Source organism: Shewanella sp. OMA3-2 (assembly GCF_021513195.1).
GTDB lineage: Bacteria > Pseudomonadota > Gammaproteobacteria > Enterobacterales > Shewanellaceae > Shewanella.
In genome coordinates this window covers 2,154,337-2,179,418 of sequence record NZ_CP090974.1, presented here as the reverse complement: position 1 = coordinate 2,179,418, position 25,082 = coordinate 2,154,337, and the positions used below count along the sequence as shown (strand labels likewise).

20 protein-coding genes and 1 pseudogene are annotated in these 25,082 nt (G+C 40.3%); 7 read left to right on the top strand and 14 right to left on the bottom strand.

All coding sequences use genetic code 11. The annotated features are described in order from the left end of the window. Positions 1 to 224: 224 nt before the first annotated feature. Positions 225 to 716, top strand: a complete 492-nt coding sequence (locus L0B17_RS09615; protein WP_235084394.1) for an OmpA family protein — start codon at positions 225 to 227, stop codon at positions 714 to 716. A 64-nt stretch (positions 717 to 780) separates the two neighbouring features. Here the strand turns inward: L0B17_RS09615 and L0B17_RS09610 are convergent, their stop codons facing one another. Beyond that, positions 781 to 1,227, bottom strand: a complete 447-nt coding sequence (locus L0B17_RS09610) for an AAA family ATPase (protein ID WP_235089717.1) — start codon at positions 1,225 to 1,227, stop codon at positions 781 to 783. Positions 1,228 to 1,268: 41 nt separating this feature from the next. Beyond that, positions 1,269 to 2,003 (bottom strand): NAD-dependent deacylase, encoded by a 735-nt coding sequence (locus L0B17_RS09605; protein WP_235084393.1) that lies wholly within the window; start codon positions 2,001 to 2,003, stop codon positions 1,269 to 1,271. 358 nt (positions 2,004 to 2,361) lie between these two features. On the opposite strand from L0B17_RS09605, the gene fur reads away from it, so the two are divergent. Continuing rightward, complete coding sequence (gene fur, locus L0B17_RS09600) at positions 2,362 to 2,793, top strand: ferric iron uptake transcriptional regulator (protein ID WP_235084392.1); 432 nt, start codon at positions 2,362 to 2,364, stop codon at positions 2,791 to 2,793. Positions 2,794 to 2,858: 65 nt separating this feature from the next. On the opposite strand, the gene L0B17_RS09595 is transcribed toward fur, so the two are convergent. The 5 genes from L0B17_RS09595 to ppsA all read right to left on the bottom strand — a co-directional run bounded on the left by L0B17_RS09595 (position 2,859) and on the right by ppsA (position 10,006). Further along, positions 2,859 to 3,359, bottom strand: coding sequence for a GNAT family N-acetyltransferase (locus L0B17_RS09595; protein WP_235089715.1), 501 nt, complete (start codon positions 3,357 to 3,359; stop codon positions 2,859 to 2,861). An 84-nt stretch (positions 3,360 to 3,443) separates the two neighbouring features. After that, complete coding sequence (locus L0B17_RS09590) at positions 3,444 to 3,860, bottom strand: MarR family winged helix-turn-helix transcriptional regulator (RefSeq protein WP_235084391.1); 417 nt, start codon at positions 3,858 to 3,860, stop codon at positions 3,444 to 3,446. A 110-nt stretch (positions 3,861 to 3,970) separates the two neighbouring features. Then, positions 3,971 to 4,423: a DUF1285 domain-containing protein gene (locus L0B17_RS09585; protein ID WP_235084390.1), complete on the bottom strand. Its 453-nt coding sequence runs from the start codon at positions 4,421 to 4,423 to the stop codon at positions 3,971 to 3,973. Between the two features lie 11 nt (positions 4,424 to 4,434). Then, complete coding sequence (gene ydiJ / locus L0B17_RS09580; protein ID WP_235084389.1) at positions 4,435 to 7,479, bottom strand: D-2-hydroxyglutarate dehydrogenase YdiJ; 3,045 nt, start codon at positions 7,477 to 7,479, stop codon at positions 4,435 to 4,437. Between the two features lie 157 nt (positions 7,480 to 7,636). Then, positions 7,637 to 10,006, bottom strand: coding sequence for a phosphoenolpyruvate synthase (gene ppsA, locus L0B17_RS09575; protein WP_235084388.1), 2,370 nt, complete (start codon positions 10,004 to 10,006; stop codon positions 7,637 to 7,639). Between the two features lie 125 nt (positions 10,007 to 10,131). Here ppsA and ppsR point away from each other — a divergent pair, with 125 nt between their 5' ends. Both ppsR and L0B17_RS09565 read left to right on the top strand, forming a co-directional pair. Next, the gene (gene ppsR / locus L0B17_RS09570) at positions 10,132 to 10,944 is read left to right on the top strand and encodes a posphoenolpyruvate synthetase regulatory kinase/phosphorylase PpsR (protein ID WP_235084387.1); all 813 of its coding nucleotides are present in this window, start codon (positions 10,132 to 10,134) and stop codon (positions 10,942 to 10,944) included. Between the two features lie 273 nt (positions 10,945 to 11,217). Beyond that, positions 11,218 to 12,279, top strand: a complete 1,062-nt coding sequence (locus L0B17_RS09565; protein ID WP_235084386.1) for a 3-deoxy-7-phosphoheptulonate synthase — start codon at positions 11,218 to 11,220, stop codon at positions 12,277 to 12,279. Positions 12,280 to 12,426: 147 nt separating this feature from the next. Here the strand turns inward: L0B17_RS09565 and L0B17_RS09560 are convergent, their stop codons facing one another. Beyond that, on the bottom strand, positions 12,427 to 13,656 hold the full coding sequence (locus L0B17_RS09560) for an HD-GYP domain-containing protein (protein ID WP_235084384.1): 1,230 nt from the start codon (positions 13,654 to 13,656) through the stop codon (positions 12,427 to 12,429). 115 nt (positions 13,657 to 13,771) lie between these two features. Between L0B17_RS09560 and L0B17_RS09555 the strand changes: the two genes are divergently transcribed. Further along, entirely contained in the window at positions 13,772 to 14,482 is a 711-nt protein-coding gene (locus L0B17_RS09555; RefSeq protein WP_235084380.1) for an SIMPL domain-containing protein, read from the top strand. Between the two features lie 182 nt (positions 14,483 to 14,664). Here the strand turns inward: L0B17_RS09555 and L0B17_RS09550 are convergent, their stop codons facing one another. From L0B17_RS09550 to L0B17_RS09540, 3 genes are all read right to left on the bottom strand, one after another. Next, positions 14,665 to 15,243, bottom strand: a complete 579-nt coding sequence (locus L0B17_RS09550; RefSeq protein ID WP_235084373.1) for an NAD(P)H-dependent oxidoreductase — start codon at positions 15,241 to 15,243, stop codon at positions 14,665 to 14,667. Between the two features lie 71 nt (positions 15,244 to 15,314). After that, entirely contained in the window at positions 15,315 to 15,653 is a 339-nt protein-coding gene (locus tag L0B17_RS09545) for a MerR family transcriptional regulator (RefSeq protein ID WP_235084372.1), read from the bottom strand. Positions 15,654 to 15,739: 86 nt separating this feature from the next. Continuing rightward, positions 15,740 to 16,609, bottom strand: a complete 870-nt coding sequence (locus L0B17_RS09540; RefSeq protein WP_235084371.1) for an EamA family transporter — start codon at positions 16,607 to 16,609, stop codon at positions 15,740 to 15,742. 230 nt (positions 16,610 to 16,839) lie between these two features. On the opposite strand from L0B17_RS09540, the pseudogene L0B17_RS09535 reads away from it, so the two are divergent. Both L0B17_RS09535 and L0B17_RS09530 read left to right on the top strand, forming a co-directional pair. Next, positions 16,840 to 18,458 (top strand): annotated as a pseudogene (locus tag L0B17_RS09535) (NAD(P)/FAD-dependent oxidoreductase). Positions 18,459 to 18,821: 363 nt separating this feature from the next. Beyond that, positions 18,822 to 20,552 (top strand): sensor domain-containing diguanylate cyclase, encoded by a 1,731-nt coding sequence (locus L0B17_RS09530; RefSeq protein WP_235084369.1) that lies wholly within the window; start codon positions 18,822 to 18,824, stop codon positions 20,550 to 20,552. Between the two features lie 166 nt (positions 20,553 to 20,718). Here the strand turns inward: L0B17_RS09530 and L0B17_RS09525 are convergent, their stop codons facing one another. The 3 genes from L0B17_RS09525 to L0B17_RS09515 all read right to left on the bottom strand — a co-directional run bounded on the left by L0B17_RS09525 (position 20,719) and on the right by L0B17_RS09515 (position 25,082). Next, positions 20,719 to 22,161 carry a methyl-accepting chemotaxis protein gene (locus tag L0B17_RS09525; protein ID WP_235084367.1) on the bottom strand — a complete coding sequence of 481 codons (1,443 nt, stop codon included), beginning with the start codon at positions 22,159 to 22,161 and terminating at the stop codon, positions 20,719 to 20,721. Positions 22,162 to 22,371: 210 nt separating this feature from the next. Beyond that, the gene (locus L0B17_RS09520; RefSeq protein WP_235084365.1) at positions 22,372 to 24,615 is read right to left on the bottom strand and encodes a xanthine dehydrogenase family protein molybdopterin-binding subunit; all 2,244 of its coding nucleotides are present in this window, start codon (positions 24,613 to 24,615) and stop codon (positions 22,372 to 22,374) included. Between the two features lie 2 nt (positions 24,616 to 24,617). Beyond that, positions 24,618 to 25,082, bottom strand: coding sequence for a (2Fe-2S)-binding protein (locus L0B17_RS09515; protein WP_235084362.1), 465 nt, complete (start codon positions 25,080 to 25,082; stop codon positions 24,618 to 24,620).

The following is a 25,082-nucleotide window of genomic DNA, read 5'->3' as shown; positions in this document are numbered from 1 at the left end:
CAAATAATAAAAAACAACACCTAAAAAACGATCCTTACATAAACATGAAAATAAGCGGCCACATACACACCCATTATAATGTAATTACAAATAACATTATTACAAAGGATGTATTGATATTAAATTATTCTCTATTTTACACTAAAATATAGCACTTTACTCTTGACCAATATAAATAGAGTAGGTAATTTTACGGCTTCTTTTTTAACGGACTAAATATAGATATGGCACACTTTAAAATTTCAGCATCTTTATTTGTTTTATTAAGTTTAACGGGTTGTAAATCTACTCCTGAAGTAGTACCTGAACCCCCTAAAGTATTTTCATTATCTCCAGCATGCCTAGATTATGCATTGCAGGATGAACATGAGAGCGAAGTGCTTGGGTTTAGACCAGTTTATTTTGAATTAAATAGCGATAAACCTTATAGCAGCTTAGAGAACAATATGGCTTGCATCGTTACTTTTCTAGCGAATAACCCAGAAAAAGCAATTGATATTCAAGGTTATACTGATGACAAAGGCACGATTAAGTACAATGAAGCCCTAGCAAAACGTCGTGCAGAAGGTTTAGTTGAACATTTGGTGCTGTTAGGCGCATCACCTAGCCAACTACAATCAAGTGCGCACATTATTGAAAATAAGAATGTGAAGTTATCAAATTCTGAACGTTCAAAAATACGTCGGGTTAATTTTGAAGTTATCTCTAAATCATAAAATATAAATGCTCTTTATAATATAATAACAACGGATTAATCAGAGTGATTTTATTCTGTTGTTATTATATTTCAAATATTTCTGCCATTCTTTGAATATGTTTCAGTTGAACATGATGCTTATTACGTTGTGCACACAGCAGTTGGTGTGACTTTGATTTTGGCTCACCAGTAATCACTATTTTTACCTTATACCCTAATGCCACTGCAGCAGTTTTATAGGCGATATATTCCCAATGGCACACATTGGTATTATCACATATCACAATGGGCTCACCTCTTGATAAAGCTTCAATAAATAAGCTTAAATTAATTTGATGATATTCAGATAACTTACTGGCATCAAATTTATACTGGCCATCAACAACAAACAAATTGTCGGTTGAAAAATAACCTCGTTGCTTAATTTGCAGCGCTACTGGTAAAGGTTGGGATTGAATAAATAGGTCTATCCAATGGGACTTACCACTACCAGGTAAGCCACGCATAATAATAACCAACTTAGAGTTCATTGTTCCTGTATCAATTGATTTAACATCTACTGGTTTAGTACTCATGATTGTGTCAACTCACTGCCAATTATTTTACCTTGTAAAATGCAGTCAACTAACAGAGGCACTATGTCGCCTGCTTTACCGGTAAAGTGGTATTGAAATTGACTATGTCTATCAGGGCCAGCAAGATTAACTTCAACCGTTTGCGCTCCGTGATGATTAGCACTGTCGACAAAACCTGCTGCTGGATAAACTGTACCGGAAGTGCCAATAGCAATAAATAGGTCACAGTGATCAAGGGCATCATGTATTCTGTCCATTCCAAAAGGCATTTCACCAAACCAGACAATATGTGGCCTTAATCGCATGGCAGGAATACAACAAGTACAACAGTTTTCTGGGCCAAAAGGCTCACGCAGAATAAATGTTTGAAGTGATTTAGGGCATCGACCTTTAGATAATTCCCCATGCATATGCAATAAACGTCTAGAACCCGCGCGTTCATGTAAGTCATCTACATTTTGGGTAATAACCAGTAGATTACCCTCAAATTTGGCTTCTAACTTTGCCAAGGCTATATGGGCCAAGTTTTCACTTACTTCACCTGAATGCAATTGGGTCCAACGGCTATTATAGAATCGCTCAACTAATTCAATATCTTTAGCATAGCCTTCTGGTGTCGCAACATCTTCAATGTGATGCTGTTCCCATAGCCCATCTTGATCACGAAAAGTACCAATACCTGATTCTGCAGAAATGCCTGCGCCGGTTAACACGACAATATTCCGGTACATGGTGATTCCTTTTTATTATAGGGTGTATTTTTAGACTAAATAATCAAGCTTACACTATCAATAGCAGGGTTTAACCTGCAACTAACTTTAGTCATTTTTAGCTTTATTTATTTCACTAGAGAAAATAAATGATATTTCTAGTTTTGCCCACGAGGCCATTAACGGCAATAATCCCTTAGTATAAGTAAGCTTACTGTCACAAATAAGCTAATTATTTGCCAAGCGTCGTTAATAACGACGATTTTGGCACTAATCAGTCGATTAAGCAGTTTAAGAGGTTTAAGTTTTCCTATTCAACACATATAATGATTAATTACCCACGGATGAACCGATTGGTTCTGCAATCAAGAGATTAGCAATGACAGATGGAAATCAAGCGCTTAAAAAAGCCGGTTTAAAAATTACCCTGCCAAGAGTTAAAATTCTAGAGCTAATGCAAAACCCTGAAAATCAACACATCAGTGCTGAAGACTTGTACAAGAGATTACTCGAAGTTGGTGAGGAAATTGGCTTAGCAACTGTGTACCGCGTACTTAACCAATTTGATGATGCTGGTATTTTAAACCGTCACCACTTTGAATCAGGTAAAGCGGTTTTTGAAATGTCAACTCAACAACATCACGACCACTTAGTCTGTTTAACTTGTGACAAAGTGATTGAGTTTTCTGATGATGTGATTGAACGTCGCCAAGATGAAATTGCTATGCGTCATAATATTAAACTGACCCACCATAGCTTGTATCTTTATGGTCATTGCACCAATGATACTTGTGACCACGCTGACGAATAAATTGTCATTGATAAATAACCAGCTAAGAGGCTGGTTATTTATTGTCTAAATTGGCACAAAATACATTATAAATCGCACTGATATACATGTACCTTGTGACCACAATACTCACTCTGCTCAAAGACAGACATTCCCACTTTTCTAGCTACCGCTTCTGAGCCCACATTCCCGTGCAAAATTAATGCTATAGCCAGTTCAATTCCATGTAATGGCTTAAAGGTATTAAGTGCTGCCTGTGCCGCCTCATAACCAATTCCTTTACCCCAGTATTCAGGAAAATATCGATAACCTAGCTCAACCTTGTCAAACTCAGGTAGATATTTAGGACCGCAAAAACCGATGACTCTATTATCAACTTTATGATGCACGGCCCAGCGACCAAAACCATGTTGCTGATAATCGGCTTTAATGACATTTTCGAAAATATCTGCCGCCTGCGACTCCTCTGTGAAAGGGTCCATAGGAATATAAGTGAGAATGTCGGGGAGACTGTTTAATAAAAAAAGACTATGCACATCGTTAGCGGTAAAAGGGCGTAAAACTAGCCGTTCAGTTTCAACAATAATGCTTTGTTCATCAACCATGATGGTTATTCCATTTCCAATATTTATTAGCTGTATTGTATCATCATAATTGAAAACGTTAGCTTTTTAACATGCGTTGTTAATTTTATTTAGCAAACGCATTAACTCTTGCTGCTCAGTATCGGTCAGTTGATCTAAAAACTGTTCATTAACCCATTCAGCTTCATGGATTAAATCATGTTCTAGGGCTTTACCATTGTCTGTTAAGTAAATTTGAAACGCTCGGCGATTATCAGCTTCCTGGTGGCGGGTAACAAAACCTTGTACTTGCAGCTGATCGAGTAAGCGTGTCATGGTGTAGTTAGCCACGTCACATCGTTTAGACAACTCGGTTTGACTCAAGCCCTCTTCTTGCCACAAAGTAAACAAAACCGGCCAGAGCTTAATATCTAATTCATAACGCTTAAGGCGCGTATCTAACGCTTGCTGCAAAGCTAAATTTAAATGTGATACCAAGTAATTTAAACTTTCGAATCGTTTCAATTGATACCTCCCTACAACAGCTATATTGAGAATACTTTTAGAATTTATTTGTGCTACAACAGCACATAGCATCCAACCCAGCCTTTAAGCATACGCTAGAAACCAGCACTTTAGTCAAAAGAAACATATTCATTAATATATCGGTAATAGCAGGCACGGTTTAATACTGCCGTTAACCCCCTAGGGAGGCTCACCAAAATACTTTGCTGTTGCAGTTTAATGTCTGACGGTATCACGTTAAAGTCAGTATCAAGGTTAGATTTAAAGCAAAAACCTTGTTCTGTTTTATCGACATCAACCATTAACAGAGGCCAAGTTTCAACAGCGACCTTCACTTTTTCGACAGGCGTAATTAAGAAGTACTCTGTATCAATGCAATGTAAAATATGACTAAACATACGCGCAAACTTAGTCGGCAGCGGACTATTAAGATACAGCCAACTGCCGTCAGATAAAATACTGAATAACACCTCATCACTGCACAACTTTACCCCGTCTTTATGGGTGAACTCCCCCACTGAGGGTGTGATTTCAGCTTCAATTTCAGTGTCATTATCTATCATTTCATCACTACCTAGTTATTGTTAAGCAAGGCTAATAAAGCTTCTACAGGGTGTTTTGGACTAAACTTGGCAAACCGTTTAACCTGGCTTCGACATGAGTAACCCGAAACTAAAATCTGACTTTTTTGAGCCACTTTATCAATACTAGATTGCCAAGACATTTCAAATAAGGTTTTAGAGCGCTCAAGATTTTCAAGCTCATGACCATATGTGCCCGCCATACCACAACATCCTAAATTTAAGCTACTGACATTGGCACCAAAATGATTAAAAATAGTTTGCCACTCTTTGCCAGTATTAGGTTTAGCCGTAGATTCGGTGCAATGACTAAACCAGGTAAACTGCGCCGGTGTTTGGTTCGTCACTTTAGGGTAATCCTCAATGGCATTAACTAACCATTCATTGGCCAGTTTGACTTCAAAATTACCTCGTTTCTTGCCTAACGCTTCATGGTACTCATCTCGGTAACACAATACTAAAGCGGGATCTAAACCGACCATTGGCATTCCAAGTGAATGCACCTTATTCAAAAAGTCTGCACTGTCCTGGGCCGTTTTGGCAAACTTGGATAAAAACCCTTTAATGTGGCTTGGTTTACCATTAGGTTTAAAGGGTAATAAAACCGGTTTAAAACCAAGCTTTTCAATTAATTGAATAAAGTGATACACGATGTCAGCATCATAAAAAGAATTAAACGGATCTTGCACCACAAGGACATATTGTGCGCGGTCAGCTTCAGGAATACTGTATAAAGTATCGAGATCATAACCACGACTTGGATGGCCATCTAAACGTTGCTTGAGTGTCGGCACCGACAGCTTGGGTGAATCGACATAACCTATCGTTTTCTTAATGATCCATTGGCTTAACGGATTTTGTGAGGCAAAGTTGGTCACTTTGGGCATGGCTGCCATTAATGGTAATGAGTCTTCAATACCGGCAACTAAATAATCTTTAGCTGGACGTAAGTAGCGTTTGTAATAAATATCAAAAAATTGCGCTCTAAATTTAGGTACATCCACTTTTACCGGACACTGACTAGAACACGCTTTACAGGCTAAACACCCCTTTAACGACTCCATCACCTCATGCGAATAGTCATAGTCGCGTTTGGTGTTAATGGTATTTTGAACCCGTTGTAATAAGCTTAATGACTTTGATGCTGCTAACTCGTTTACATTCACTCCTTCAGCTTCAAGTAATCTTAACCACTCTCGCATTAACCCCGTACGACCTTTAGGTGATTGAATTCTGTCACCTGTGACTTTAAAAGACGGACACATAGGTGAGTAGGCACTGTAGTTAAAGCATAAGCCATTGCCGTTACAATTCATCACATCGGGGAAAGCATCACGCACTTGCACCGGAATTTGTCTGTCAAAGGTGCCTCGTTTGGTGCTATCAACATTGAACATCAAAGGGCCAGACTGTGCTGGTGCAACTAATTTACCAGGATTTAAACGATTATCGGGGTCAAACAAGCCTTTGATATATTGAAGGACGCCATATAACTCATCTCCAAAAACCGATGGGCCATACTCGCCGCGCACGCCTTTACCGTGTTCGCCCCACATTAAACCGCCGTATTTAAGCGTCAGAGCCGCCACTTGGTCAGAAATCACTTTAAGCAGCTTTTCATCGGCTTCATCACACATATCAAGGGCTGGACGAACATGCAATACGCCCGCATCAACATGACCAAACATGCCGTATTGCAGTTCATGGCCATCTAATAGCGCACGAAACTCCATAATAAAATCGGCTAGGTTCTCAGGTGGTACAGCTGTGTCTTCGGCAAATGCAATTGGTTTGCGGCGACCTTTAGTGGCCCCCAGTAAACCTACCGCTTTTTTACGCATACCATATATTTGCTCAATACTGGGCTTATCGCTGGTTATTTGAAATCCAACTAGCCCGTATAATTCATCAGCTAATTGTTGAGTGAGCACGGCTTCTAAACTGGCCACCTTGGCACGAACGTCAGCATCATCTCCGGCAAACTCAACCATATTTAATCCTTCAATAACCTTATTAGGGACATCTTGAATTAAATCCGCTACCGAATGCCAAATTATATCTTTCTTAGCGAGGTTTAATACTTTTGAATCAACGGTTTCAACTACTGTGGCTTTAGCTTGAACTAATGACGGAGCATGGCGTAAAGCAGACTCAAACGAATCATACTTTATATTAACCATCATCCGCGTGGTTGGCAGCGGGGTAATGTTTAATTTCGCTTCGGTGATCACCGCAAGCGTGCCTTCTGAACCGGCTAGAATACGGGATAAGTCGAAATGGCTTAATGTTTCATCCCAAACATGCTTTAAATCATAACCGGTTAAAAAACGATTTAATTTCGGAAACCGATTATCGATTAATTCACGCTTATCACGGCAAATATCAGCCACTTTGGCAATAATACTATCTGCCAATGCATTTTCGGTCGGTGAAGAATGGGTTGAATCTTTATTAATAGGTCGAGTGGTTAATACACTGCCATCAATTAATACGCTAGTCAGTCCTAAAACATGATCAGATGTTTTACCGTACACTAAAGATCCTGCACCAGACGCGTCGGTGTTGACCATTCCGCCAACTGTGGCGCGGTTTGATGTGGATAAATCAGGACTGAAAAAGTAGCCGTGGGGTCTGAGTGCATCATTCAACGCATCTTTTACCACCCCCGCCTGTACCTTCACCCAACCTTCTTTGGCGTTGATCTCAATGACTTGGTTCATATGACGTGACACGTCTAAAATAAGTCCATGGGTTAAAGATTGCCCATTAGTGCCAGTTCCACCACCACGGGCGCTGAATGTTACTGCACTAAACTCAGGTTTAGCAGCTAAGCGTAATACCAGCTCGACATCTTTTTGACTTGCGGGATAAATAACGGCTTGGGGCAAAAATTGATAAACAGAATTGTCGGTGGCTTGAATAAGTCTGGCGCTATATCGTTTATCGATTTCACCATTAAAATCACTTTGTTCCAGCACATCTAAATACGCTAGATAAATCGGTTCTAAAGTTTGTTTGTGTGAAAGTAGAGGTAACATGGCAGACTTATTATTTATTATTAGTTACAGCCATTATAAACAAAAAAAAGCCGCTAAATAGCGGCTTTTTTAACAACTTGATAAAAATACCTGTAATTGGCTTCGAAGCTAAATGCTAAATCGAATTCAAACCAGCTATTTTGATAAGTTTAATTGATTAAGCGTGATCTTTTGCTAGGTACAACCATGTGTCAATCACAGTATCAGGATTAAGTGATACGCTATCGATACCTTGCTCTACTAACCATTGGGCAAAGTCAGCGTGGTCAGATGGGCCTTGGCCACAAATGCCCACATAAGCGCCTTTATCTTTAGCCGCTTTAATGGCCATAGCTAACAGCGCTTTAACGGCTGGATTACGCTCATCAAATAAATGGCTGATAATGCCAGAATCACGGTCAAGACCTAAGGTTAACTGAGTTAAGTCGTTAGAACCGATAGAGAAACCATCAAAGTACTCTAAGAACTGTTCAGCAAGTAATGCGTTTGACGGTAATTCACACATCATAATGACGCGTAATCCATCTTTGCCACGCTCTAAACCTTGTTCTTTAAGCAAGTCGATAACTTGAGCAGCTTCGCCTAATGTGCGCACAAATGGGATCATCACTTCAACGTTAGTTAAGCCCATTTGGTTACGCACACGTTTAATTGCTTCACACTCTAACGCGAAACAATCGCGGAATGATTCAGAAATATAACGACTTGCACCACGGAAGCCCAACATTGGGTTTTCTTCTTCTGGCTCATAATGTTCACCACCAACTAAGTTAGCGTACTCGTTAGACTTAAAGTCTGACATACGTACAATGACTTTTTTCGGGTAGAACGCCGAGGCGATAGTGGCAATACCTTCAACTAAACGAGCGATATAGAACTCAACTGGCGAGTCATAACCGGCGATCATTTCGTTAATTTCAGTTTGCAGCTCAGCACTTTGCTGGTTGAACTCAAGCAAAGCTTTAGGGTGAATACCAATCATACGGTTGATAATAAACTCTAAGCGCGCAAGCCCTACACCTTCGTTTGGTAAACGAGCGAAATCAAATGCACGATCAGGGTTACCAACGTTCATCATGATTTTCATTGGTAAGTCAGGCAGTGTATCGACACGGTTGGTGACGACTTCAAACTCTTGTTTGCCAGAGTATATAAAGCCTGTATCACCTTCAGCGCAAGAAACAGTCACTAGCTCGCCATTTTTAATTAAATCAGTGACATTGCCACAACCTACAACAGCAGGAACGCCTAGCTCACGGGCAATAATGGCTGCGTGACAAGTACGTCCACCACGGTTTGTCACAATGGCGCTAGCGCGCTTCATGATAGGTTCCCAATCTGGGTCTGTCATGTCAGTAACTAATACATCACCTGGTTGAATTTGATCCATGTCGGCAATTGATGTTAATACTTTTGCTACGCCTGAACCAATTTTATGACCAATAGCACGGCCTTCACAGATCACATCGCCTTTGGTTTTTAAATGGTAACGTTCAATAAGCTGAACATCTTCACGGCTACGCACGGTTTCAGGACGAGCTTGAACGATATATAACTTACCGTCGTTGCCATCTTTTGCCCATTCAATGTCCATTGCACGGCCATAATGCTTTTCGATAATAACGGCTTGTTTCGCCAGTTCCATCACTTCAGCATCATTAATTGAAAATATACGGCGCTGATCTGCCGCGACATCTTCAATTTTAACTTGTTTACCGTGGGATGTTTCATCAGAGTAAACCATTTGAATTAACTTGCTGCCGATATTACGGCGCACAACGGCTTGATGCCCCTGCGCTAAAATTGGCTTATGAACATAAAATTCATCTGGGTTAACGGCGCCCTGCACCACCATTTCACCTAAACCAAAAGATGAAGTGATAAATACAACGTCGTTGTTACCTGATTCTGTGTCCATAGTGAACATCACGCCTGATGCAGCTTTGTCTGAGCGAACCATGCGTTGAATACCCGCAGACAATGCCACACCTTGGTGCTCATAACCTTGGTGAACGCGGTATGAAATTGCACGGTCGTTAAACAGAGAAGCAAACACATGCTTAATCGCAAGAATGACTGCATCATAACCTTTAACGTTTAGGAAGGTTTCTTGCTGGCCAGCAAATGAAGCATCTGGCATATCTTCAGCGGTTGCCGACGAACGCACGGCAAATGAAGCCTCTGAAGTTTCGCTAGCTAACTGCTCGTAAGCCTCACGAACGGCTGATTCAAATTCTGGGTGGAATGGGGTGTCAATTACCCACTGTCTAATCTGTGCACCGGCTTTAGCAAGCGCCGTTACATCGTCTACATCTAAGGTTTCTAGTAGGTTGTAAATCTTTTGATTAACACCACTTTGTTCAAGGAACTCATTAAACGCATGAGAGGTAGTTGCAAAACCACCAGGTACTTGAACGCCTGCATTGGCTAGATTACTGATCATTTCTCCAAGGGATGCGTTTTTACCGCCAACCTTGTTCACATCACCCATGCCTAATTCTTGATACCAGAGTACGTATTGCTGCACAGTTTTATCTCCGCAAGTTTTATTTCAGTGGCCACTTCACATAAGGGCAGCGGCATTTTACACTCCCCTATAAGACGCGTAAATAATTAATTTTATTTGTAATTTTATTACAACAAGAGGTCATTATGGCACCTAAAGTATTCTATATCTCGGATGGGACAGCGATCACCGCCGAGGTTTTTGGTCATGCGGTTCTATCACAGTTTCCCATTCAATTTGAAGCACTTACAATTCCATTTGTCGAGACACTTCAAAAAGCAGAAAAAGTGAAGCGACAAATAAATGATAGTTTTATTACCACAGGTGAAAGACCGCTAGTGTTTCATTCTATCGTTAACCCCGACATCAGAAACGTCATATTCTCTTCAGAAGGGATGGATTATGATTTTTTGAACACCTTTGTTGCGCCATTAGAACAACATTTAGGTGTCGAAGCTAAGCCCGCTTTACACCGCACCCATGGTAAAGCTAACCACAGTTATGAAGCTAGAATTGAAGCCATTAACTTTTCAATGGAAAATGATGACGGCCAAACCATGAAACATATGGATAAAGCGGACATCATTCTTTTAGGTGTATCGCGATGTGGTAAAACGCCTTCAAGCCTCTATTTATCTATGCAATTTGGCATAAAAGCAGCAAACTACCCTTTCACCGAAGATGACATGGATAACCTAAAGTTACCTGATGCCCTTAAACGTAATAAATCTAAATTATTTGGTTTAACCATAGATCCTAATCGTCTGCATGAAATTCGCCAAAGTCGCATGGAAAATAGCCGCTATTCATCACTGAGACAATGCCGTTTAGAAGTTAAAGAAGTTGAAATGCTGTATAAAAGAGAACGTATTCCCTTTGTGAATACCACTAATCATTCAGTTGAAGAGATAGCGACTAAAATTCTGGATATAACCAGGTTAGAACGTCATATGTTCTAGGGCTGTTTATAATATAGAACAATCTCTGCTACTTATTATTTGACGAATATTTCACCTTTAACCTAATGAAATATTCGTCAACCCCACAGCAAAACTTATCTTATAAGCTCATTTAAAAATAGGTTAAAGCTGTCTAATCGGTTTTATTGTTGAACAAGATTGATATTTTACAAGCATTAGTTGGTCTGTGAAACTCGCATCGATAACATATTTGAGGTTATAATCGCCCTATTATGATGCAAATAAGCATCTCACGATTTAGCGGTAATATGAATGACCATTAAAACAGACGAACTACGCACATCCTTATTATGCAAAGTAATTTCACCCGCACAACTTGCGTCTGAATATCCGCTTACTCAAAATGCCGCTGATTACCTTGTTCAGCAGCGTAGAGAAGTAGAAGCGATTATTTCTGGTGAAGACCAACGCCTATTGGTGATTATTGGACCTTGCTCGATTCATGATACTAAAGCAGCATTAGATTATGCCCAGCGCTTATCGACATTACACCATGAATTAAAAGATGACTTATGTATTGTCATGCGCGTCTATTTTGAAAAACCCCGCACTATTGTAGGCTGGAAAGGTCTGATTTCTGACCTGGATTTAGACGGCAGCTTCAGCCCTAATAAAGGCTTGCGTATGGCGCGTCAACTGTTGCAACAAATCACTGAATTGAAGTTACCGATTGCCACTGAGTTTTTAGACATGGTGAACGGTCAGTATATTGCCGACCTCATCACCTGGGGCGCTATTGGTGCACGCACCACCGAAAGCCAAATTCACCGTGAAATGGCATCGGCTTTATCGTGTCCAGTGGGCTTTAAAAATGGCACCGACGGTAATATCAACATAGCTGTTGATGCCGTTCGTGCAGCGCAAGTACCGCATATATTTTATTCACCGGATAAAGATGGCGCCATGGCGGTTTACCGCACCCATGGCAACCCATATGGCCATATTATTTTACGTGGTGGTAAGCAGCCTAACTATCAAGCCGCTGATATAGAAACCGTGCGTCAGCAACTTGAAGATGTGGGTATTAGCCAACGTATAGTGATTGATTTTAGTCATGGAAATAGCCAGAAAAATCATAAAAATCAATTAAATGTAGCAGATAGCATTATTACCCAACTACGCGAAGGTTCAACCGCCATAGCAGGCATAATGGCAGAAAGCTTTATGATTGAAGGTAATCAGAAAGTCATTGAAGGCAAGCCGCTAACATACGGCCAAAGTATTACCGATGCATGTTTGCATTGGGACGACTCTGAAAAATTACTGCGTGATTTAGCCCAAGCTTCACGTGACCGTAAAGCAAAACTTGCTTAACAATTATTCTGTTTCAGGGTATTGAAATTTTACCACTATCACGCGACTAAAGCCGTGACTAGGGTTGAATTTAACCATTAGCAGCTGCGATGGTCATGCCTATAATGGCTAACATTATTATCAAACCAGCCTTTAGCGCTGGTTTTTTTATGCCTGTATAGCGAGTTTATTTGGGTTAAGTTGGGCAAAGTCTGCCGTCACAAGTAAAAAAGCGTTAACCACATTAGGATCAAACAATATGCCCGATTGCTGCTTAATAAACTCAACAGCGGCATTATGGCCCATCATTTGCTGGTAACTTCTTTCACTCGTCATACCATCATACACATCCACTAATCGCATAAGCCGTGCACTTAGCGGAATAAGCGTACCCATCACATTTTGTGGATATCCTGAACCATCCCAATTTTCATGGTGATACAAGGCTATATCCCTAGCCATAAATAACAACTCACCGTTAGGGTGGTAATTTTGCAAACTTTTTAACAATGACGCACCACTGACGCAATGACGTTTTATGTCTTCAAAATTATCCAAAGACATTTTGCCTTTGTAGCACAATAATCGCTCTGGAACTTCACGCATTCCTACATCATGTAGCATGCTGGCAAGCATGAGGTCATCTATTTTTTCAACCATTTCATCACGACTTGATGCCGTATTCGCCAGTTGCACCGCTAAAATCTGAACATACATGGCCACACGATGAATATGTAATTTAGCACTGGGATTATACGATTCTGATAATGTCGCTAAACCGACAACAAAGGCATAACGAGATACTTGAACCTGTTTTAAATGCTTTGCAGTTGCCTGTAATAAATAGCCACAAATAGACATAGCAAGAATATTCGTTACCATAAAATTAATCGCGACCACACACCAAATAAAAAATGAATAACCTTCTATTTCTGGCCACTGTAATACATGATGATAAAAAAGCAGACCAATCACAGCTAATGTAAAAAAATTAATAACTTGTGCAATATAACCCGCCTTATTACCTAATAAAACACAACTCAACAGTGGGTAGATAAATAACCAAAAAAAACCTGCGCCAGAAGGACCAATCACCAGCAAAAAAGCAACCCCAATTAAATAGGTAATGGCACAGCCTATAGTGAAGCGTATTTTAAGCGGAATAATAGACCCAAAAGCCACACTCACAAAAGTGGCATATACAAATGTATCAAAAATGACGAGTTCCCAATAATTCATCTTGATACACAGATAAACGCTGGTAATATAAACGGGGATGCAAATGAGGGATAAAATGCTGAAAATGCGTTCAAAAACAGTTTTACGCCAAGCCCAAACAGCTGACGGTAATTCTAATTTGATCTGGTCTGAACCTTGATTCAATAACGTAGCTGGCATCTTCAATCCTTTGGCATGACACCCACTAATATTAGCTAGATATAGCCAATTAGCCAGTTGAATGCTTTTGGTACGATCAGTTCACCGCTTTCTAAACAATCATTAAGGTAGAAAAATGCAAAAATCAAGTGCAACCATTTTGGGGCTTATGCTAGTCATTAGCTTCACCGTTTTTGGCATACTGATAAAACAGGCCTTAATTGAAGTAAAAACCTACGATCGAAGTGTTACCGTAAAAGGGTTAGCTGAAGCAGAATTTCCAGCCGACATTGTTATATGGCCGATTCAATTTACCGCTGCCAGTAATGATATTGAAGGCTTATATAATCAAGTCGACACTCAGGCGCAGCAAGTCATTAACTTTCTAACCTCACAGAATATTGCAGTGGATGAAATCAGCTTTTCAGCTCCCACTATTAATGATAAGTTGGCGCAACAATATGGTGGCCAGCAAGATTTTGAGTTCCGTTACACCGCACTGCAAACCATTACCGTTTACTCAAAAAGTATTCAACTGGTGCGTGATGCTATGCCAAAACTGACCGAATTAGGTAAAAAAGGCATTGTATTTAGCCAAAATGATTACAATGCACAGGTTGAGTATATCTTTACTCGACTGAATGAAATCAAACCGCAAATGATCGAGCAATCAACCACCAATGCTCGAATGGTTGCAGAGAAATTTGCTACAGATTCAAACAGCCAGCTAGGTAAGATTAAAAAGGCTTCACAAGGGCAATTTTCAATAAATGACCGCGACAAGAACAATCCACATATTAAGCAAGTTAGAGTTGTTTCAACGATTGCTTATTATTTAGCAGATTAATATATCCACGGGTGGCAAAGTGACGATCTAACGCCACCCTTTTTCATCGTTAGGCCTGTAACCAGATAAAACTAATACTCTAATCGACACCAATATAAAGATCAGGCCACGGCAACGCTCTTAACACAGAAGGCCAAAGCTAGAAAATAAGTAATATTTATTTTCACCTAGTTGGCATAATGTCAACACGCCTCAAAACCCAGTTTCGACACCCGCTGAACCCATTTATCTCTAGTGCCTTGAGTAGCATTAATGATAGGACCAATCATGTTGCTTTGTATTGAATAAAACCCAACAAATTCAAGCGTCGTTTTCTTTAACTGCTTAAGAGCAGGAGCTCCTTGCACCCAGATGTAATACCATGGAGGAGTATCCATCATCATGATAATACGAGCCGTTTTACCCTGTAATAATTTTTTAGGGATTAACTTGCCCTGTTCATATTGAAATGCAAAACCAGGTAAAAAAGTACGATCAATCAACCCTTTTAACTTTGCTGGTACGGATCCCCACCAAATCGGCGTTAAAATCACTAAATGCTCACACCACTCAAGTGCAGCCTGAAACTCCATAAGCGGAGCTTCCATTAACATGCGCTCTTTATATCCAGCTGATAGATCGAGATCAAACTGCATTTCAGATATATCGAGTCGTTTAACCTGATGATTTTTTTCTGCTGCGTCTGCGTATATGCAAGCCAAATGGTGAGTAAAACTATTCTTTCTTGGGTTTGCAGATAACACTAATATTTTTTTGCTCATCTCATTTTCCAATATAAAGGTATTTAAGATGTAGCTTACCGTCTCCCTATTAGGGGAGAGTCAAGTGATACTTAACACATAATTTGTTCAAAACACCGATCAATATTCGCTATCTTATTGTTGATATCTTTACTCTTAGCCACTAGTTCCTCTCTAAACTCACTGAGAAATTGTTTTATACTTGCCCAGTCAACTCGATCATTTTTATACACTATAACGCCTTTAAGTTGAGATAAGGTGACTCCCAATGCTTTAGCTTCCTTAATTAAAATCAGCAACTCTACATCTTTTTGTTGATATACCCGATAACGGCCTTTTCTTTCCGGCGTTTGGATGAGTCCCCTCTCCTCATAAAAACGAATAGCCTTGATAGATAATCCGGTCTTTTTTGATATTTCACCAATATACATGTTAGAGAAACCTCATCTTATTTAACGGCTAACAAACCATCAGACACTTAGTGATAAAAAGCTTGTTAGCAATTTAAATAGCTTTTTTACACTCCCATTTCAATCGCTTTTTTGGGGGTAAAACTGCTGCCAATAGAGGCAACAATGACTAAACCAATAGCGGACCACTGTAGTAAAGTCAGTTGCTCAGCTAAAATAATAAAACCTGCCAATGCGGCGATTGCTGGCTCTAAACTCATTAACACACTAAAAGTTTGAGTAGGCATATTTCTTAAGGCCACCATTTCTAAAGAATAAGGTAAGGCACTGGACAATATGCCCACCAATAGTCCTAGTGGTAACACTTCCCAGCTGATTAACGCTAAACCTTGGCTGATAGCACCAACAGGTACTAACACAATGGCAGCCACTGTCATACCAAGAGCCACGGTAATACCACCCGATGCTTGCTTGCCAGTGCGAGTCCCAAACAAGATATATCCAGCCCAACAGGCCCCCGCTCCCAGTGCCATTAATGCACCAGTAAGATCAAGCCCCTGTGCACTGGATGAGTCAGGTAGCAGAAGTAAAATACCAGCTATAGCACAGCCTACCCAGAACAGGTCAGTTTTTCTTTTTGATCCCAAAAGCGCTAACGCTAAAGGCCTGGTAAACTCAAGCGCAACGGCTATTCCCAATGGAATACGTTCAATGGATAAATAGAACAAAATATTCATTCCACCTAAACACAAACCATAAATAATGATGCTTTGCCAATCTCTCCCCTGAGGTAAGGCACGCCAAGGACGAAACACCAACCAAAGCACCGCTGCAGCAAAACCTAAACGTAGTGCCGTTGTACCTTCAGGGCCAACGATAGGAAAAAGTTGTTTAGCTAAAGAAGCACCTGACTGAATAGTTACCATGGCCAATAAAACACTGCCAATAGCTGTTAGAAGTACACGATTGATTTGCATCTAGAATATATCCGAAAAATAAAAAATGGGTAAGTCGCTATTCTACCTGAGCTAAGTTAAACCCTGCAGCATTTATTAATATTATGCACTGATATTATCATTAGAATCGATATCACTGAGCAGTAAAACGGCACTGTTTTCCGTGTGGATAACATCAATAGTTAATTTCATTTTTAGTCTAGATCACGTAAACTACGCGCTGTTTTTTAAGTCTCTTTTTTAGGTAGATCATGATCCGTTTAAACCAAGTACAATTGCCTCTAGACCATAATGAAGATGCTTTGCAACAAGTCGTGTTGCAAAGGCTTTCTATTACAGCGGATCAGCTGGTTGATATACATGTATTTAAGCGTGGCTATGATGCACGTAAAAAGAATTTAATTTTTCTCATTTATACTTTAGATATCACCTTAACAAATGTAGACGAAACTGCGTTATTGGCATCTCTTGTAGATGACCACAACATTCGCGTGTCGCCAGATACGGATTACAAATATGTTGCTAATGCACCAGAAGGATTAACCGAACGGCCGATAGTGATTGGCATGGGACCTTGCGGTCTATTTGTTGGCTTAATACTGGCGCAAATGGGCTTTAAACCTATCATTCTTGAACGCGGTAAATCTGTGCATGAACGTGCTAAAGATACTTTCCGCTTTTGGCGTACCAGTGAATTAAATACTGAATCTAATGTACAATTTGGTGAAGGCGGCGCAGGCACGTTTTCGGATGGAAAACTTTACAGTCAGGTTAAAGACCCAGGATTTAAAGGTTTAAAAGTAAAGCAAGAATTTGTTGCTGCTGGCGCACCTGCGGAAATTATTTATGTCAGCAAACCTCACATTGGTACCTTTAAGCTGGTGACAATGGTTGAGAAAATGCGCCGTGAGATAACTCGACTAGGCGGTGAAATACGTTTTGAAACCCGCGTCGATGAAATCAATATAAGCGATCGTCAAGTCACCGGTGTGACCCTAAGAAATGGCGAAGTGTTGCATTCTAGACATGTCGTTGCCGCGATAGGTCACAGTGCTCGTGATACCTTTCAAATGCTGCATGATAAAGGTGTTTTTATGCAAGCACAGTCATTTTCGATTGGCTTTCGTATCGAACATAAGCAAGAGATGATTGATAAAGACCGCTTTGGTATTAATGCGGGTCACCCTCTACTAGGCGCGGCAGATTATAAATTAGTGCACCATTGTAAAAGTGGTCGCAGTGTTTACAGTTTCTGTATGTGTCCAGGCGGCGTGGTTGTAGCCGCAACATCTGAAGAACACGCCGTTGTCACCAATGGCATGAGCCAATACTCCCGTAGCGAGCGTAATGCCAACAGCGCCATTGTAGTGGGCATTGATCCAAGTGATTTTGATAACGATCCACTGCAAGGTATTGCATTACAACGCAAATTAGAACGTAATGCTTATATTATGGGCGGCAGTAATTACGATGCACCGGCGCAAATGGTCGGCGACTTTTTAGCTGCTGGTGCTGGTAAGCCATTTGAAAACGTTGAGCCATCATATAAACCTAATGTAAAAATGACCGATTTAAGCGATGCGTTACCACAATTTGCCATCGATGCTATTCGTGAAGCATTACCTGCATTTGGTAAAAAAATCCGCGGTTTTGACAGTAAAGATGCCATGTTAACTGGTGTTGAAACCCGCACATCTTCCTGGTGCAAATTAAGCGCGGTGCAGATTATCAAAGTATCAACACCAAAGGGTTGTACCTGGCTGGTGAAGGTGCTGGATATGCTGGTGGAATTTTATCCGCAGGTATTGACGGTATTAGTATTGCTGAAGCTGTAGCGTTAGATATGATAAAAAAGATGGCTCTCAATTAAGCTAAATCTTAGGGCTTAGCAATAAATCAATGGCACACATTATTTACCAGCTAAAAATAGCAGCAATATATTGCTGCTATTTTTATTGATACCATCACAAGGAAAGCTCAACAATACTCTATGCTGTCACTCACTGACGTGAATCAGGTAATAAAAAGCAATACCGCACTGCGCAGATTAATACTCACATTAAACATGATTGTCTCTCACTAATCCTATCACGGCAGAACATTGACTCGTGACACAAGACAAATGTTGAATGTAATGCAGAAGTTGTACATTTGCTGGTTAGACAAAAGCCCTACTAAGCTCTATTCTAAGTAAGTAGATTATTATTTTTGGGGATTTACCATTCGTTTTTTATTGTTATTTTTACTCTTTTATAGTTGTTGCGTTAATAGCAAAGCTATTGAGTTACATACAGTTTCTAATGAGCTATTAATAAATAAACACTTAAATATTCTACAAGATAGTAGTACGAATTTATCGTACCTGAATGCCTTAAAACAATACCAGCAAGGAAAATTTACCCAAAACGTTAATAAAACTGTCAGTTTTGGTTTTACCCATGATGTATTATGGGCATCGATATTAATTAATAATTCGTCCACCGAAGCTATAAAGAAGGTATTTTATCTCGATAGTGCTTGGTTAGATCATGCTAATTTTTATTTTATTCACCAAAATAAGCTGATAGATAAAACCTATATAGGCGACGCCTTACCTTACTCTGCAAGAAAAAATCAAACACGCATGCTGTCTCAGCCACACGAGTTTAAACCTGGGATCACCCAGGTAATGATGCGATTTGAATCGAACGACCCGCTGCTGATCCCGCTCTATTTATCAACCGAAGCAATCATTCAAGATAACCTCATTTTATCAAGTTACTTTTATGGATTTTTATATGGTGCCTTTTTTATCCTATTTGTTTATAACATTGCGCTTTTTATTAGTTTAAAAGATGCCAGTTTCATATTTTATGCTTTGTATTTATTATCATTTTTAAGTTTAAACATTGCTTATACTGGTCATGGTTTTAAGTTCATTTGGCCCGATAATATTTTTTTACAACAATGGTTAATGACTATTTTTCTGTATTTTTACATTATTTTTGGTATTGCTTTTTGTTTTGAATTTCTCAAATTGAAAGTTTTTTCACCCCAAATATATAAGATGAAGAGGTGGATATACACAAGCTTAGTTTTGTTGATGGTCTGTCTATTTATTAATGCAGATCAATTGCTCGCTGTTGAGATTGCTGTTGCGCTAACCTCATTATTAGTCGTTATTTTTGTTTCATTGGGCTTTCTAGCGTTAAATAATGGCCATAAAATGGTCAAATTTTTTATTCCTGCGGTTTTTATGGGGGCAGGAGGGGCTGCTATTTCGGCAGCCACCACAGGAGGCGTAATACCTTATAACACATTGTTATTCCATAGCATTGAAGTCGGCATGTTAATTGAAATGTCCATTTTGGCTTTAGCATTGGCGTTTAATTTAAAAGAAGTCGACAAAGCGCGTATAACAGCTGAGGTCACTGCACAAATCGATCATTTAACCGCGCTATATAATCGACGGGCGTTTACCGCGGCAGCTGATCCCTTATGGAATTTAGGTATTAAAGATAAAACCGACTTTTCGATAATCTTGCTTGATATTGATTGGTTTAAGAAAATAAATGATGAACATGGCCATGCCGCAGGAGATGCGGTGCTTAAACGCATTGCTAGTACATTAAATAAACAAGTTAGAAAGAATGATATTTTAGCCCGTTGGGGCGGTGAAGAGTTTATTATTTTTCTCCCTAATACGAGTAAAATGGCGGCGGTTAAACTGGCTAATGTAATCCGCAATAAAATAGCGGAAATGATAGTGTTACATGATGAAGGCTCACTATCTGTCACAGCCAGTTTAGGGGTGGCAGAGTTTAATGATCAAATGCATAATTTAGAAGATCTAATAAAACTGGCTGATATTGCTTTATATAAAGCGAAGCACAGTGGCAGAAATACCGTGTGTGAGATGCCAGAATTGAGTCAACCGAAACACGCTCAAACACAAAATAGTACTCATCAATCCGTTAATATGTAGTTATAGGTTTCCTCCGCCAATCACCAAATATAATAATAGCTTTCATCATCGCTAATAATGCCCATCTATTAACAATGTTATATATTTATCAAAATAGCTCTACATCAATAAAAATGGCTCAATAAAGAGAATTTAATGAGCCATAGATGTTAAATCTTACCCTTAATTAATGGGTATGATATTGGGCCAAAATCTGACTTAACCCTTTTGAAGCAACATTTAAGTCATTAGCAATAACCAATGCCTGATTGGCATTAGCAAGAATAGTATCCGATTGGCTTCTGACTTCATTAACTTGTGAAACAATGTCAGCCGATGCGACACTTTGCTCTTCTGCTGATGCGGCAATCTGGCTACTCATATCAAATACCACATTAATCGATTCCGCCATACAGATAATCTCCCCTCCTACGGCTTTAATGCTGACACTTCCTTCATCTGCCTGCTCAACAATTTCATTAGTAATTTGGGTTAACTTGGTTGTACCTGTTTGTAACCCCTCAATCATGGTTTGAATTTCAACAGTCGCTTTTTGCGTGCGTCCAGCAAGTGTTCTTACTTCATCGGCAACGACTGCAAAGCCGCGACCTTGCTCACCGGCTCGCGCAGCCTCAATGGCCGCGTTTAATGCAAGTAAATTAGTTTGTTCTGAAATAGCATTAATAGTGGTAACCACCACATTAATTTGAGTCGCGTCTTTAGACAGCTGCTCAACTGATGCGAAGGCATCAGAAATACGCGCGGTTAAAAAATTAATACGCTCTTCAGCATCCTTAATTCCTTTACGACTTTGATTAACTTGCACTGAGTTTTCTTTAGTATGACCCGAGGTTGTTGATGCATGGTGAGAAACATCTGCAATGGCCGCTGTCATTTGTTCCATCGAATGTGAAACAGAATCTAAGAAATGATGTTGATGCTTGATTAAATCTTCATTAGTACTAGCTTGTTGACTAAAGGTGGTTGCAGCCATTGCTAAGGTGTTTGCATTTTCGCCTATGGCAGTGACCATTTCACTCATGTTATCTGCGCAGCGATCAATTTCAGTGGCGATTAAACTAAAATCATCGGTGCCAAAAAAGTTGAGCCTTTGGCTTAAATTACCATCTGCTAAGCGTTTAATAGCAACATACATATCCCATAGTCCACCGCCTAACGAGGTCGAGATCCAATAGCATAATTGAAACAACGGCAATAAACCCAGCAAGGCATACCAAAATAAGCTGCTATCCGACTGCGCTTGTTCCCATTGGGCAACATTTTTAGTCAATGATAAAAATTGACTTCCCACAGGTGCCGTTACAGTGATTGAATCCCCCCGTCGAATAGCAGATGACTGCATCACCACAGACAACTGATTAGCTTCAGCAAACTGATTTAATTGCTCCAAAGATAACTGTTGATTAGCAGCTGCATCGGCAAAAGCCTGCACACTCGCACTGGCTTGAGCCATCGAACTGGCTTGAATAATTGTTTGATTATGCTGTTGATTCAACATGGCAATTGCCAGTGTGATCACGGTAACGAGTGAGCAAACAACCCAAAACTTACCGTTTAAACTGAGTTTAATCAGCATGGCATCGACTTTACGAAACTGAATAGCTTTCATAAGATTTCCCTAGTAATCTTTATGTACACAAAAAGTAATCTGAACCAAAGTATAGTGTATTAATTTTTTTACTTTAATTTTGCTCAGATAAATATATTGAGATAAAACTTAACCGCAAGACCAATAAAAAAGCCTAAGCGTTGACCCCCAACACTTAGGCATATATTTATTTCGGCCTAGACCTATTTATACTTTAATCAAATGATCTATTTATAGCGTTAAATCACGATTTAGTGGTAAATCTCGATATCTTTTCCCTGTAGCGGCATAAATAGCATTAGTTAAGCTAGGGGCTACAGGAGGAACACCTGGTTCTCCAACACCTGCGGGGTTGGCATCAGAGGGCACAAGTATAATTTCAATATCCGGGCATTGTGGTAACCGTAGCAGCGGGTAATCATGGAAGTTTGATTGTTCCACTTTACCCTCTTTAAAGGTGATCTCTCCCATCATCGCTAAGCTTAAACCAAAGATAACCGCGCCTTCTGTTTGTGATTTAACCCTATCAGGGTTAACCACTAAACCCGCATCAATTGCGGTAATGGTTTTTAATACTGTCAGCTTACCATCAGCCACTTCAACTAAGGTTGCCACCGCAACGTAGCTGACAAAGCTGCGATGAATTGCAAAACCCCAACCTTGATTTTTCGCTGCTTGTGGTTGCTGAGCCAACTTGCCTTCCATAATGTCAAGCAAGTGATGATAACGGCCAACATCAACTGGATGATCGGTTAATTCCTCTGCATAGTTACCATACTCGAAACCTTGATTTTTAAAAGTTTCATGTCGTGAGGCACCAAGTAGATCTCGCCACATTTGAATACAAGACTTATTGGCTTTAACCGCTAACTCATCAACAAAGCTGCCAATACCAAATGCATGCTGAATATTACAAACCGAACGCATCCAGCCGATGCGTGTGTGCGCGGTTGCCTTAACGGCTTCTAACTGAATGCGTGGTAACGCTAGTGGCACATCTGAAAAGCCTAAATCAAGTTCACCAGCCGATGGCATATCGACACCTTCTGCGAACGTTGAACTAATAGACGGAAACCCAGTACGGGCTAAAAAAGCATCGACTTTATTGTTACCATCAAACCTTGCTTGATAAAATTGAGCACTAATAGCATGGTAATAACCATTCTGAATTTCATCTTCGCGGGTCCACGACACTTTTACGGGTTTATTTAATCGTTTCGAAATTATCGCCGCTTCAACACTGAAATCAGGCTTAGATTTTCGCCCAAACCCCCCACCTAATAAAGTGACATTTACTTTAACCTTATCTTCTGCGATCCCCAAGGCACCTGCTACATTTTGCTGAGTACTTTGTGGCGTTTGAGTTGATGACCACAGCTCACATCCTTCACTGGTTACATTTGCAGTTGCCACCGGAGGCTCCATCATGGCATGGGCTAAATAAGGTACGGTATAAACAGCATTGAGGCTTGATTCCGCAGGCCACTCTTGCACGCTGTCGCCTAATTGACGCATGACCTTACCTGGTTGTTGAACCTTGGCCACCAGCTCAGCCATGTATTTATCAGTATCGTGACTGTCATTAACCGAAGCTGTCCAAGTCACTTTTAATGCTTTACGACCTTGCATGGCGCTCCAGGTATTAGTCGCAATAACTGCTATGCCACCTAACGCATGAAATAGCGGCGCACCTTTAGGCACAGGTAACTGAATAATATCAATGACACCTGCAATTTTACGGGCCTCAGAGTCATCTAAACTGGCCACGTCACTGCCTAAAACCGGCGGGCGACTAATACTGGCGTACACCATACCGTCTAGTTTAATGTCATAACCATACATAGCTTTACCATTAAGCATACCTTGCATATCAACAATGGTTTTAGATTGGCCAATATGGGTAAATTCACTGCTAGGTTTTAAGGTTAATGAGTCAATTTCAGGCACAGTTTGTTTAGCCGCATCAAGGGCGAGTTCGCCAAATGATAAGCTTTTATTTGAACCTTTATGGTGTACTTTATTCGCTTTTGCATAAACGTCAATAAGCGATACTTGCCATCTTTCTGCCGCGGCCATTTCTAACATGGTTCTGGCCATCGCCCCCATTTGACGCATACGGGAGTAATGTTTACGAATACTGCGACTACCGTCGGTATTTTGGCTGCCATAGCGCTTATCCGCTAACCCCTGGACTACCACAATATTGTCCCAATCCGCCTCTAACTCATCGGCTAATACTTGTGGAATTCCGGTACGGATCCCCTGCCCCATTTCTGAGCGATGACAGGTTAAATACACTTTATTATCTTCGCCAATAGCAATAAACAGATTCATCATTGCCAGTTTATCTTGTGCTAATGCCATTGGGCTCCAGGCTAAACCTGTGGCGCCTAAGGCTAATCCGCCACCAGCTGCACCAAAAAGCTTTAATACATCGCGACGACTAATATTTTCTATAGCGGTAAATGTTGTCATGATTACGCCCCCGCAATATCAGTGGTAGCTGCTTTTATGGCGGCTTTAATACGTGGGTATGTCCCACAACGGCATATATTGCCCGACATGGCCTCGTCAATTTGGTTATCTGTTGGCTTAGGTGTTTGAGCGATTAATGCAGCAGCAGACATTATTTGACCCGCTTGGCAATAACCACACTGCGGCACGTTATGTTCCGCCCACTTCGCCTTTAACTGCTCAGCGACCACACCTTCAATGGTGGTCACTTGCTTACCGCTAACTTGTTTAAGGCTGGTTAAGCAACCGCGCATTGGCGCACCGTCAACATGAATAGTACAGGCACCACAAAGCCCTGAACCGCATCCAAATTTGGTGCCCGTTAAGCCTATAATATCGCGTAATGCCCACAATACTGGCATGTTGGGGTCTGCATCTATGGTAAAGTTTTTACCATTAACTAATAGGGTTTGAGTTGGAATTGTCAT